Origin of the sequence: Frischella japonica (assembly GCF_014489845.1) — a bacterium.
GTDB classification, from domain to species: Bacteria; Pseudomonadota; Gammaproteobacteria; order Enterobacterales; family Orbaceae; genus Frischella; species Frischella japonica.
On the sequence record NZ_JABURY010000010.1, the window covers coordinates 204,937 to 219,086 of the forward strand.

The following is a 14,150-nucleotide window of genomic DNA, read 5'->3' on the forward strand; positions in this document are numbered from 1 at the left end:
ATATTAATACAATAAATAAAAATAATTTCATAACTATTGGTTAATCGGATTGAAAAAAGTAGGGAGATTAGGGAAACGTTTCATGAAAATTAAAGCAGGGCAATAATCATATTGCCCGAGTTTAAAATTATTCACCAGCAAATTCGACTAATGTAAAACAATTTACTCCCATTTCAGTAAGTTTGGTTTTACCACCTAAATCAGGTAGGTCAATTACAAAAGCAGCATCTTCAACGATTCCACCTGCTTTACGAATTAAATTTGTAGTGGCAGCGATGGTTCCACCAGTCGCTAATAAATCATCGATCATCAGTACCCGTTCACCAGGATTAATGGCATCGGTATGGATCTCTAATGCATCTTTACCATATTCTAATTGATATTCTTCTTTAAAAACATGGCGAGGTAACTTGTGTGGTTTACGAACAGGAATAAAACCCGCATTAAGAGCTAAAGCGACAGGTGCAGCAAAAATAAATCCTCTGGCTTCTGTACCAACAACTTTATCTATTTTTTTATTACGGTAGTGTGCAACGAGTAATTCAACCGTTGTTTTAAAAGCCTCTGGATTTTCCAATAAACTGGTAATATCCCTAAATAGAATTCCTTTTTTCGGATAATCAGGAATAGTAATAATACTATTTTTAATAAAATCTAATTGTGCTTGGTTGTTTGGCATAACTCATGTTCCTTAATTGCAAAAATTTTTTTCTGGGTGGTATACTTAGCAACAATGTAGCCCAGTATACCACCAATAATCGCTGGTGTGATCCACCCAATTCCTTGTTGATATAAAGGCATGTAATCGATAAATCTATTATGGAGTAGATTAACAAGTTGAGCGATAGTTGGTAGATATTCGTATAATGTTGTATCTGGTAAAAGCATAGTATTGAGTTCAGATAGAATACTGGTAAAAAGCGTAAAATAGATCGCACCAATATAAACTAACTTATAACCATCAAATAGTCGATGAATAAAAGTTAGTGCGATGAACACAATGGTTACAGGATAGATGACAGATAATACCGGAACCGAAAATGCTATCAGGGCATTAAGCCCAATATTGGCAAATAACGCACTGATAATAGTAAATAAAATCGCATAATGACGATAAGTCAATTTAGGATATAGTGAAACAAGATAATTGGCACAGGCATGCGTCAAACCAATGTTGGTTGTCATACAGGCAACTATCACCATTAGACCTAATATCAGATTACCCCAAGTACCAAAATAATAATTTGATGCATGTGCCAGCACTTGTCCACCATTTTTAAGTATCCCTAATTGAGAAACACTACTTGCGCCCATATAAGCTAAAGCGATGTAGAAAAAAGCTAAAATAGCGCCAGCTATCAAAGTAGCTTTAAAGCAACCAAGCATAATTTTATGTTTATCCTCTATGCCAGACTGTACAATACCTTGTACAACAATTATACCAAATACTAAAGATGCTAAAGTATCCATAGTTAAATAACCTTGTGAAAAACCGGTAAAAAAAGGTATTTGTTGATAGTCTATGTTAACAGGTGGTAATGGTATGCCCATAGGAAAACATAACGCAGCCAAAATTAAGATCAGAATAAAGCCGATTTTGATGGGTGTTAAAAATTTACCAACGATATCGATAAATTTATGCGGGCGTAAAGATAGAAAGCAGCATAACCCATAAAACAAGATTGAAAAAATGGCTAAAGTTAACGAGCTATGATTTTCACTAACAAATGGTTTTATGCCAATTTCATATGATACACTTCCTGTTCTTGGCATAGCAAATAGCGGACCAATGGTAAGATAAAGGGTTGTGGCAAAAATAAAACCAAATATCGTTCCCGCACGTTGGGTAATTTTCAGACAATCTTGCTCACCGGAAAATCCTACCGCAATCACACCTAATAAGGGTAGTATAACCCCAGTAATAATAAATCCCCATGAGGCCAACGCAAAATGATCGCCCGACAATTGTCCTAGCATCACTGGAAAAATAAGATTGCCTGCACCAAAATACAGTGCAAACAATGTTATCCCAATTACAAAAATCCGCATATTATCCCTTTATAATTTAGATCGAAACTCAAAAACTGACTATTATATACTTTACTGAGTGTTTTTGGCAAAATTAGATGTATTTCCTAGACTTATATAATGTAATAACCTTGAAATAATCATTTAAAAATTAGTATCACATATTTTAATGATGCATAGTGAATATTTTTCTGTTTTATTATGATCAAAGAAGTGTTTTTCTAGATTGGTGGATTCGATATTAAATAGCTAAAGTTAACATAATAACAATAATCAATTTTAAGCGAATTAGTGAAATATCATTACTCATAAAATAAATATAGAGAACGAAATGAAGATCCGTAGTTTGATATATTGACATTTTAGTAACGGTGATATCGCCTAAGTAGGCTATGGTTGCTGTTATGGAGTTAAATTTTTACAAAATAAAATCTTAGCAGATTGAATTCATAAAGGCTATGACAACTAGAAGGTACATAGTCCGGTGATGCTTAATATCACCGGATAGAGATTAATCTTTAAGGAAAATTACATCTTTTCAACTGTCTTAATGCCTAACATATCTAAACCTATTTTTAATGTTCTCGCGGTTAGAGCAGCTAGTTTTAAGCGACTTTGTTTTTGTAAATCATTATCAGCGGATAAAATTGGACAGTTTTCATAAAAACTTGAGAATAAAGTAGCAATATCATATAAATAATTACATAAAATATGTGGTAAACCATCTTTAGCGACTGTAGCGATAGTTTCATCAAATTGCGCTAGACGAATGGCTAATGCTCGCTCTTTGTCTTGCGTTAGCAAGATATTACCGCGCAATGCTGCGTTTATCGCCAGCTCGGCTTTTCTAAATACTGATAGTACACGGGTATAAGCATATTGTAAGTAAGGCGCAGTGTTACCTTCAAAAGAGAGCATGTTATCCCAGTCGAATATATAGTCAGTAGTCCGGTTTTTAGAAAGGTCAGCATATTTGACTGCACCTATCGCTACCGCATCGACAACTTCAGCTAACTCTTGGGCAGTAAGTTCTGGATTTTTGGTTTTTATTAAATTAGTTGCACGCTCGCAAGCTTCATCTAAAAGATCGTTGAGTTTAACTGTATCACCGGAGCGAGTCTTAAATGGTCGACCATCTTTTCCTAACATCATGCCAAACATATGATGTTCTAATGCTAAAGTTTCTGGAATGTAATGTGCTTTTTGGGCAATCAACCATACTTGTTGCAAGTGTTGATGTTGGCGTGAATCAGTATAATACAATATCCGATCGGCATGTAATCGTTCATAACGATACTTTAGGGCCGCAATATCCGTGGTGGCATATAAAAAACCGCCATCACGTTTTTGAATGATGATACCCATCGGATCGCCTTCTTTGTTTTTAAATTCATCTAAAAACACGACTAAAGCACCTTCACTAACCACGGCTAAGCCTTTAGATTTAAGATCAGCAACAATGTCTGGTAATAGGGCATTATAAATACTTTCACCCATGGTATCTTCAAGTGATAAAGTGACATTTAAACGTTGATAGGTAGCGACATTTTGTGTCATAGTTATATCAACTAGCTTACGCCACATATTACGGCAATATTCATCACCACCTTGTAATTTGACAACATAATTTCGCGCTTTTTCAGCAAATATCTCATCTTCATCGTAATGTTTTTTTGCAGCACGATAAAATGATTCTAAATCAGCTAATGCCATATCATTAGCATTTTCGTTTTGCATCTTTTCCAGATAAGCTATCAGCATTCCAAATTGTGTTCCCCAGTCACCAACATGGTTTGCACGAATAACATGATGACCCAAAAATTCCAGTACTCGGACAGTTGCATCGCCAATAATCGTCGATCGTAAATGGCCAACATGCATTTCTTTGGCAACATTTGGTGCTGAATAATCGACGACTACATTTTGGGGGTGACTGGCTAAAGTCAGATTTAATTTGTTATCATTCAATGCCGCTTCATTTAGCTGAGCAATAAAGTCAGTTTTGAGAAAAATATTAATAAATCCAGGACCGGCAATTTCGATCTTTTCTGCAACATCGGTAAGTTCTAATTCAGCAACCACTTTTTCGGCTAATTGGCGTGGATTAATAGCCATTTTTTTGGCTACAGCCATAATACCATTTGCTTGATAGTCACCAAATTGGACTTTTGTTGATTGCTTAATTAAGGCGTCACAGTCATGTGGAGCACCCGCTGCAATCATGGCTTGTTTAATTTTGTCAGATAATAAATTTTGAATATTCACAGAAATGTACCTAATTATTGCGCAATAAATTGGGCAATATAATACCTGTAAAGGAGACAATTGTCATGTTAACAATGTGATATGCATTTACTTTATTAATAATTCAGTTAAGATAATTATTGTTCTCAACGGGGAGCAAAAGGCGAAAGCCAAGCTGAGAGTTGCGCTTCATGGACTATGGAAAGCATGACCCGTCGAACCTGAACCGGCTAATACCGGCGGAGGGATTGAGCCTATCAAAGATGTCTTATGCATCATCTTGTGTCAACTCAAACCTTTTGTCTTTTTTCTTACTTTTTGACATTGGAGGCAAAATGTTTCGTCATTTATTGATTATTGGCTTTATGTTAGCCATAACTCCTTTAGCGATGGCAAAGGATAAACCAGTTTTAACTATCTATAGTTATAGTTCATTCCAATCTAAATGGGGAGCAGGAGATGAAATAAAACAAGGCTTTGAGGAGCAATGTGACTGTACCGTCAAGATTGTTGGTGTAGGTGATGCAGTAACGATCCTTAATCGATTACGATTAGAAGGCTCAAACACCAAAGCCGATATTATTTTGGGGTTGGATACGAATTTAATCAGTGCGGCAAAAAAAGCGCGATTAGTGCAACCGCATCAATTAACGAAACCGGCTGATTTAGCTGTTAATTGGTGGGATGATGATTTTATTCCTTATGATTATGGTTATTTTGCATTTATATACAATCAAAATAACATCACCAATCCGCCGACGAGCTTAGATGATTTGATTCATAACCAACATAATTGGAAAATTGTTTATCAAGATCCACGAACTAGCTCACCTGGATTAGGTTTTTTATTATGGATGAATAAAGTCTATGGTGCCAAGATTGACCAAGCCTGGCAAGATCTAGCGAAGAATACGTTAACCGTTACTAAAGGATGGAGTGAGGCATATGGTTTGTTTTTAAAAGGGGAAGCTGATTTTGTATTAAGTTATAGTACGTCGCCAACAGTACACATTATTAATGATAACGATTATCAATATAAAGCTGCAATCTTCCAAGACGGTCATTACCAACAAATCGAAGTAGCAGCGATGACACGTTATACCAAACAACAAGCTTTAGCGCAGCAATTTTTAGCATTCTTGTTAACGCCTAACGTTCAACATCAATTTGTCGAAAAGAATTACATGTATCCGTCGATTAAGATTGATTTACCTAAAGCATACAGTGAAATTGATTCGGTCACCCATTCATTATCGTTTACGGCTGATGAGGTTGAAAAATATCAAAAATCATGGATCACCCAATGGCAAAATTCCGTCAGTCAGTAACCGATTATCTACCCGGTACCTTAGCGGTTTTATTTGTCGCTGTGGTGGTGGTCAGTGCTTTAATGACGTTATGGTTGTTTGCTTATGAACAGGGCGAAGAGGGAATGTATTTTGACAGTTACCTGCAACATGTGGTTACCTTTACCTTGTTTCAGGCTGTTATATCAACCTTGATATCACTTATATTTGCGATGTTTGTGGCTAAAGCACTGGATATAGTCAATTTTCGTTGTAAATCCTTTTTGCTCAGTTTTTTTTCGGTAACCTTTGCTTTACCTTCGTTAGTCGTCGTTACGGGTTTGTTATCTGTTTATGGTTCACAGGGTATGGTAGCGCAGCTTTGTCGTTATTGGGGGATGAACTATTCATTTTCAATTTTTGGTTTAAATGGCATTTTATTAGCCCACGTATTTTTTAATTTCCCTTTTGCCACAAAAGTTTATTATCAAGCTTTACAACTCATTCCTAATGAACAAAAAAAATTAGCCCAGCAGCTTGGTTTTAATGCCTGGCAATCATTCAAATATCTTGAATTACCGATAATAGCTAAACAGTTATTGCCAATAGGTGGATTAATTTTCATGTACTGCTTTTCAAGCTTTGCCACGGTATTAACGTTAAGCGGTAGCCCCAAATATACAACGATTGAAGTGGCGATTTATCAAGCAATCCGGGATTTTGAATTATCTCAAGCAGTAGTATTATCATTAATTCAATTGTTATTTTGTATTGGCTTTATGATTATATTAAGGTTATTCATCCCCAGACATACTCCACAATTGACCTTCAATTATGCGGTTTATCGACCACAAGCTACGATTTTGACTAAAAGTCTGGCAAGCTTGGTTATTGTTGTTAGTGGGTTATTTATAATTAGTCCATTATTTGCCATTGTTATCGATACTATACAGTATTTTGCAATGTCTTTTGTAACACCGACGTTAATTCGGTCATTGATCACTTCGCTTTCGGTGGCGTTCTGCTCTGCATTGTTAGCTATGATATTCGCTGTTTCTATTTTGTGGACGCATAGTCGATTGCGTTTAATGGGCAAAGTCATTGTTAGTGATTATCTAATGTTTCTTGGTTCATTGATTCTGGCTATACCAAATATGGTATTGTCGGTCGGTTTTTTTTTACTATTTTTTAATTTGGTAGAGATGCACGGTTTTATTTTTTTGTTGGTAGTGTTAAGTAATGCTATGTTGGCGTTACCATTTATCCTACGTCATTTAGCTACCCCCCTCAGCGATTTAACTAAACGATATCATTGGTTAGCATTATCATTGAATATATCAGGAATACGATATTTATATTTAATTGAATATAAAGCATTAAAACGCTTATTTGCCTATAGTTTTGCATTTGCTTGCGTGATGTCAATGGGTGATTTTGGCATTATTGCTTTATTTGGTAGTCAAGACTTTATGACGTTACCTTATTATCTTTTTGAGTTAGTTTCTCATTATCGTTATCAGGAAGCATCATTATCAGCATTGATATTATTAATGATCAGTTATTTATTAATCAATTTATTCGAGAGTACTCACCATGATTGAATTACATCAAGTGAGCTATGCTTACCAAAATCAATCTATGATGTTCAATTTTTCTGTCGCTAAAGGAGAAATTGTGACGTTATTAGGACCAAGTGGCGCAGGTAAAAGTACCTTGTTAAATATCATTGCTGGATTTATTGCGCCTAACCATGGACAAATTATACTAAACGGCAAAGATGTAACGACAACACCGCCTGCTAAACGGCCAGTATCAATACTATTTCAGGATAACAATCTTTTCACTCATTTAACAGTTGAGCAAAATTTAGCACTAGGAATCAGTCCTGGCATGAAGTTAACGCCAGAACAACGGACAAATTTACATCATATTGCTAAACGGATAGGATTGATTGATTATCTTGATAAGCATCCTGCACAATTGTCTGGTGGTCAACGGCAAAGAGTCGCTATCGGTCGCTGTTTGTTGATACGTCGCCCCATTTTGTTATTAGATGAACCCTTTTCTTCTTTGGATCCAAAACTTAAAAATGAAATGTTCTGTTTACTTAAGGAGATTCATGCTGAATACCAGTTAACAATCGTAATGGTGACTCATCAGTTAGATGATATTGATATTAGTCATAATCGTTGTTTGGTGCTAATTGATGGGAAAATTGCGTATGATGGCGATTTTAAAAAAATCCAACAATACCCGGATGTTGCCTTACATTTAGGAATAGCATCTTATAAAATAAACAAAAGATGGCAAAACAATAGCTAATATTAGGGTAATTATTTGTATCTTTTTATCCTTGTTTAATCATTTATTGCTACCTTGTTAAAATGCTTGTTCTTTTAAGAAAGTGAAATCGATCCTATGAATGTCGGTTCACATAACTAAAACCAGTTAATCACACTGTGGTGAGTGTTTAATGGCGAAAGTATTTACTAGGTGTGAGTTAATCTTAAAATTTGCCATAAAACTGAATAAATATCTTTTGCTATTTATCCTAAATCGTTATATAACTTTTAATCTAAATCTATTTAATAATCAAAGAGGAACCTCATGGAACAACGTATCGGATTTATTGGGCTGGGAAATATGGGGTGTGCAATCTTACAAGGGATTATAGCTAGCCAATCTGTTCCCGCATCACAATTCTATGTTTATGATATTCATCCAGAAAATGGTGAAAAATTAAAAGCGAATTATGAAGTTTATGTGATGGAGTCGGCAAAAGAAGTTGCAAAAGAAGCCGATATCGTATTTATTGCTGTCAAACCAAACAATATTAATGATGTTTTGAGTGAAATACAGAAAGAGCTCAAAAAGTCGACAGTGGTAGTGTCAGTCGCTGCTGGTATTACAATTAAAATGATTGAAGCCGTGATTGGTTATGATCAAAAAATTATCCGAGTTATGCCAAATACACCAGCTTTAGTCAACTCTGCGATGTGCTCATTAACGCCAAATACGGAAGTGACTCCAGAAGAGCTGTTAGCTGTCAGAGCCTTATTAAATTGTATTGGCTTAACTGAGGTCTTACCTGAATATCAAGTCCATTCTGCAACTGGAGTAGGAGGAAGTGGTCCAGCATTTGTCTTTATGTTTATTGAAGCACTGGCTGATGGCGCGGTGAAAGGCGGTATGACCCGTCGACAAGCTTATAAATTTGCGGCGCAAACCGTTATGGGATCAGCGAAACTGATGTTAGAAACAGGTAAGCACCCTGGTGAATTAAAAGATATGGTGTGCTCACCCGGCGGTATTACCATTGAAGGCGTACAGGAGTTAGAACAAAATACTTTTAGAGCTGCCGTTATGGATGCAGTAGAAGCGTGTATCAACCGTTCAAAACAGTTGTCAGGTGAAAAATAGTTTTCATCATGTTCATAATTTTTTTATTTGATAAATTTAATGAATGTTGAAAATAAACAATTACGAGTTGGTTAAATTTAGCAATATATGTAACATATTCGATATGAATCTCTTTTTATAAGTTTAAAACCAGATATTGAGTATACAGATATCTGGTTTTTCCATGTTAAAGCTTAATTTTAGCGATAAGTTCCCTTTTTTTAAATTTAAATATGCTGGTGTACATTTATACGAAAAAGTACGTAGTATCATCATAGCAAGGCTTCAAATTATCTTAAAAGTATAATTCTTACTCTTTTACAGTCATTTTTGGAAAATTTTCTCTTTTTATTCAGTAATTTAATAGACATCTGAGTAAAATAATCTATTATACTTAAGTTATCGCTACCGCTAATTAAGCGGTAATTTAATTAATATTAAATTAATTTGTAATGATCTAATTTTTATAACTTATAATTCATCAACAGATTATCGGTATAGCTTTTATGAAAGCACCTTATTTACATAAATCGTCACAACACAACAGTAAGCTAATTATAATAAAGCATTTTGTTTAGAATCACCCTTTTTACAAGAAATCAAGTAGTAGCATAAGAAATTGATATTAGCGATATTTTGCTAAATGCACCCTGTAATTTATTCATTGATTAATGTGATTGTTATTCACAGCGCATTAATTAGTGATGAATTTTACAGGGTTCAATATTCATGTTAAACGTCAAATATTATGAGAAGGAAAAACAATGAATAAATACTTTTATCGTGTTGTCTTTAATCGTGTGCGTGGCATGCTAATGGTGGTGTCGGAAATTACCAAAAATCATCAGGGTAATGCGCGCAGTAGTCAAAAAGTGAAATCCGTTCACAAACTAAGTAATAAAGCATTTACTTTAAAACCAATAATTTTTATGTCATATCTGGCATTAGGATTAGTCAGTGTGATAACCCCAAGCTATGCTGGCACCATCATTGTAGATAAAAATGCCGAAAGTCATCAACGGCCGATAATTGCGCAAACCGACAAAGGCGCAACACAAGTCAATATTGCTGCACCGAATAAAAATGGTGTTTCACATAATAAATATAATCAATTTGATGTTGATAAAAATGGTGTCATTTTAAATAACACAAAATTGGATAGTAGGAGTAGACTTGGCGGTAATATCAAAGGTAATGCATTATTGCAGGAAACCGGTAGTGCGAAAATCATTTTAAATGAAGTCAATTCAAAAGATCCGAGTAAACTCAATGGCTATATTGAAGTCGCCGGAAAAAAAGCTCAGGTGATCATTGCCAACCCAGCTGGAATAACCTGTGATGGGTGTGGTTTCATTAATGCCGATCGGGCTACGTTAACGACAGGTAAAGCCCTATTCGAGAATGATCAATTAGTTGGCTATCGGGTTGAAGGCGGTAATATCACAATTGCAGGAGATGGATTAGATAGTTCAGCACAGGATTACACTGATATTATTACACGAAGTGCCAACATAAATGGTGAATTATGGGCTAATAATCTTAAGGTTATTACTGGATTGAATGAAGTAACTGTTGATGGCAGTGTGACAAAATCAGACCAAACGTCAGGAGCTCCTGAGTTTGCTATTGATGTCTCTGCTTTAGGTGGAATGTATGCGGGTAAAATTGAGTTGATCGGCACTGAATCTGGTGTTGGTGTGCATAATGCTGGGTACTTAGGGGCGAGTTCAGGTGAGTTAACTATTACAACCGATGGTAAAATTATTAATGGAGGTACTATTCAAGCTGCTAGTAATTTAACCTTAACAAGTCAGGAGCTTGAGAATCGTAAAGCCAAATTAACAACCGAACAAAATTTAGTAATTAAGGCTAATAATATTGTTAATGAAAACGCTGAACTTAAAGCTGAATCTAAAATTGTGATTAATGCGGAGAATATTAAATCTAATTATTCTGATTTAGTAAGCGATAATATTAATATCAATGCCAATGTTGTCAATAATGAACATTCAAAATTTAATGCCAAGCATAAACTAAGTGTTAAAAGTAATGAAATACATAACCAAGAATCAAAATTCGAAGCAGATGATATTAACCTAACAACTTCAAAGCAGCAAAATATTGCTTCAGAGATAAATGGTGATAACATTGGTATATATGCTGATACGCTAAATAATAAAGATACTGTATTCAAAGCAAAAAATGAACTAACTGTACGAGCTAACAACATTGAAAATATTAGTTCAATCTATAATGCAAATAATATTATCGTAGAGGCACAAAATATACATAATTTACTTTCTGATTTTCATAGCCTTCAACAGATTGATATGAAAGGGGAAGGAATCATAAATCATGGTGCCAATTTCACTGCAGATTCCATATACCTTCATGGATACGATATTGATAATGGTACTACATTAATTACAGGAAATAAGATCAGATTTCAAGCTTATTACTTACGTAATTATTCAGGATATATGAATGCTTTTGATATTGTGTTCGATACAAATAAGCTTTATAACGATTATCTTAGTTTAGTCGCTTATAATAATATGACAATGTATGGTAATAACATCAGTAACAATTCATTAACTATTGAAGTTATTAATGGCAATTTGATAATGGCAGGTGGAATAATAAGAAATCAAATTACCGCACTAACCGCGCATGGTGATATAACAATAAAAGGTACTGACGATTCAAATGATATTTTCCCAGCAAATTCTTTTCATTCATCAACACCGTTAAAATATTTAACTAATGAGGCCTCTAAAATAGTAAGTGGAGGTAATATTTTAATTAAAGCAGAAAGTTATATTAATAATCATAAAGCTATAATAACTTCTGGTCAAAATACTGTTTTAACAGCCAAAAGTATCAATAATACCTTAGCGACTATTTTGAGTGAAAATTCAATAATTATACGCAGTAATAATATCAATAATAGTTTTGGTAACTTAAAAGCAATTGATATTGATATCACTTCAGATGATCTTCATAACAATGGTACAGAAATTATAGCCGATAATAAATTTAATCTTGTTGCTAAAAATATTTCCAACAAAAATGGTAGTATCACAGCGAAAAATATTCGTATTAGTGCAGATAAATTTACTCATGAAGCAGGCAATATTAAAGCGAATGAAGTTTTTATTTACGGAAATAATTTAAATAATTATAGCGATATTGAAGCTGATAATATTCATATTGAATTGAATCAAGATCTTAAAAATTTTCAAACTGGTTTTATAAAGGGTAATAATCTTTTCATAAAAGCTTCAGAAATTGACAATTTTGGTGAAGACTCAATATTGAATCGTCGAATTTATGGTTTATTCGCTGAAAATTCCCTGATTATCAAGGCAAACACAATTAATAATTATCCAAATGCATCAATATTAAGCAATAATGAATTAGAGATTTTTGCTAAAACAATCAATAATTATAATGGAAGGATTTACGGTAAAGGATCTGAATATTTCCTTGTTGATGAATATAATAAATATGATGATAACTGGTTTTAATTAAACTTAACTTTTGGGGTATAGTAAATATGTTTATGCATATTTACTATTTTTTAGGTGTTTTGGCTAGTATTTGGTTTCAATTTACTATAATAATTTTAATTTACGAAATTTAGCTTTTGAACGGTAATGTTATAAATTAATTAAATAATTAAATAATTAAATAATTAAATAATTAAATAATTAAATATTTAATCAAAATATTATGATAAAGTGTTGTGAAACACTAAAAATTATTAGTAGAACTAATAGCCAGTTTTTTACTTTATTTGACATTCAGACTGCTATTCAAAATAACTTATCATGTTCTGCTTATTGAAAGCGATAGTTAATAACTAAAATAATAAATGGACATATTAAACATTTCAAAATTTATACAAATTTAAACCGATTATCGTTATAAGTGTGTTTATAAGATGCAGATTTAATAAATTTTTTTACGATAAAAAATACCACTAATTGTGTTAGTAAGTTTGATTAGAAATCGTCTTTTCACAAAAATTGAAGTTGTACCATAAGGAATTGATATTAGCTATATTTTGCTAAATTCACCCTGTAATTTATTCATTGATTAACGTGAAAGTTATTCACAGCGCGTTAATTAGTGATGAACTTTACAGCGTTTAATATTTTGTTAAACGTTAAATATTAATAGAAGGAAAAAACAATGAATAAATACTTTTATCGTGTTGTCTTTAATCGTGTGCGTGGCATGCTAATGGTGGTGTCGGAAATTACCAAAAATCATCAGGGTAATGCGCGCAGTAGTCAAAAAGTGAAATCCGTTCACAAGCTAAGTAATAAAGCTTTTACTTTAAAACCAATGGTTTTTATGTCATATCTGGCATTAGGATTAGTCAGTGTGATAACCCCAAGCTATGCTGGCACCATCATTGTAGATAAAAATGCCGAAAATCATCAACGGCCGATAATTGCGCAAACCGACAAAGGCGCAACACAAGTCAATATTGCTGCACCGAATAAAAATGGCGTTTCACATAATAAATATAATCAATTTGATGTCGATAAAAATGGTGTCATTTTAAATAACACAAAATCGGATAGTAAGAGTAAACTTGGTGGTAATATCAAAGGTAATGCATTATTGCAGGACACCGGTAGCGCGAAAATCATTTTAAATGAAGTCAATTCAAAAGATCCGAGTAAACTCAATGGCTATATTGAAGTCGCCGGAAAAAAAGCTCAGGTGATCATTGCCAACCCAGCTGGAATAACCTGTGATGGGTGTGGTTTCATTAATGCCGATCGGGCTACGCTAACGACAGGTAAAGCCCTATTCGAGAATGATCAATTAGTTGGCTATCGGGTTGAAGGCGGTAATATCACAATTACTGGAGATGGATTAGATAGTTCAGCACAGGATTACACTGATATTATTGCACGCAGCGTTAATGTCAATGCTGAATTATGGGCCAGTGATTTAAAAGTTATAACTGGATTAAATGAAGTTACTGTTGATGGTAAAATTACTCAACTTGATCAACATGACCTAGACCTACAAGAACATACTCCGGAATTTGCTATTGATGTCTCTGCTTTAGGTGGAATGTATGCGGGTAAAATTCAAATGATCGGCACTGAATCTGGTGTTGGTGTGCATAATGCTGGGCAACTAGGGGCAAGTGCTGGCGGTTTAACTATTACA

Annotated in this window: 9 protein-coding genes and 1 riboswitch; of the genes, 6 read left to right on the plus strand and 3 right to left on the minus strand. The window is 34.0% G+C overall.

Going from position 1 to position 14,150, the window contains the following annotated elements; all coding sequences use genetic code 11:
* Positions 1 to 127: 127 nt before the first annotated feature.
* The 3 genes from apt to argS form a co-directional block, all read right to left on the minus strand.
* Entirely contained in the window at positions 128 to 679 is a 552-nt protein-coding gene (apt, locus tag FcAc13_RS04880) for an adenine phosphoribosyltransferase (RefSeq protein ID WP_187755079.1), read from the minus strand.
* Positions 655 to 2,049 (minus strand): branched-chain amino acid transport system II carrier protein, encoded by a 1,395-nt coding sequence (gene brnQ, locus FcAc13_RS04885; RefSeq protein ID WP_187755080.1) that lies wholly within the window; start codon positions 2,047 to 2,049, stop codon positions 655 to 657. The genes apt and brnQ overlap by 25 nt, the downstream gene beginning before the upstream one ends.
* Before the next feature lie 507 nt (positions 2,050 to 2,556).
* A complete protein-coding gene (gene argS, locus FcAc13_RS04890) occupies positions 2,557 to 4,293 on the minus strand; it encodes an arginine--tRNA ligase (protein WP_187755081.1) in 1,737 nt (578 codons plus the stop codon).
* Positions 4,294 to 4,412: 119 nt separating this feature from the next.
* A riboswitch (TPP riboswitch) is annotated at positions 4,413 to 4,537 on the plus strand.
* A gap of 70 nt (positions 4,538 to 4,607) precedes the next feature.
* Between argS and thiB the strand changes: the two genes are divergently transcribed.
* The 6 genes from thiB to FcAc13_RS04920 all read left to right on the plus strand — a co-directional run.
* A complete protein-coding gene (gene thiB / locus FcAc13_RS04895; RefSeq protein ID WP_187755082.1) occupies positions 4,608 to 5,600 on the plus strand; it encodes a thiamine ABC transporter substrate binding subunit in 993 nt (330 codons plus the stop codon).
* Positions 5,576 to 7,159, plus strand: coding sequence for a thiamine/thiamine pyrophosphate ABC transporter permease (thiP, locus tag FcAc13_RS04900; RefSeq protein ID WP_187755083.1), 1,584 nt, complete (start codon positions 5,576 to 5,578; stop codon positions 7,157 to 7,159). Before thiB ends, thiP begins: the two co-directional genes overlap by 25 nt.
* Positions 7,152 to 7,880, plus strand: coding sequence for a thiamine ABC transporter ATP-binding protein ThiQ (gene thiQ, locus FcAc13_RS04905; RefSeq protein WP_187755084.1), 729 nt, complete (start codon positions 7,152 to 7,154; stop codon positions 7,878 to 7,880). The genes thiP and thiQ overlap by 8 nt, the downstream gene beginning before the upstream one ends.
* Before the next feature lie 285 nt (positions 7,881 to 8,165).
* Entirely contained in the window at positions 8,166 to 8,978 is an 813-nt protein-coding gene (proC, locus tag FcAc13_RS04910) for a pyrroline-5-carboxylate reductase (RefSeq protein ID WP_187755085.1), read from the plus strand.
* A 743-nt stretch (positions 8,979 to 9,721) separates the two neighbouring features.
* Entirely contained in the window at positions 9,722 to 12,484 is a 2,763-nt protein-coding gene (locus FcAc13_RS04915; protein WP_187755086.1) for a two-partner secretion domain-containing protein, read from the plus strand.
* A 667-nt stretch (positions 12,485 to 13,151) separates the two neighbouring features.
* Positions 13,152 to 14,150 (plus strand): two-partner secretion domain-containing protein (locus tag FcAc13_RS04920; protein WP_187755087.1); only part of this gene is annotated, 999 nt, incomplete at its 3' end.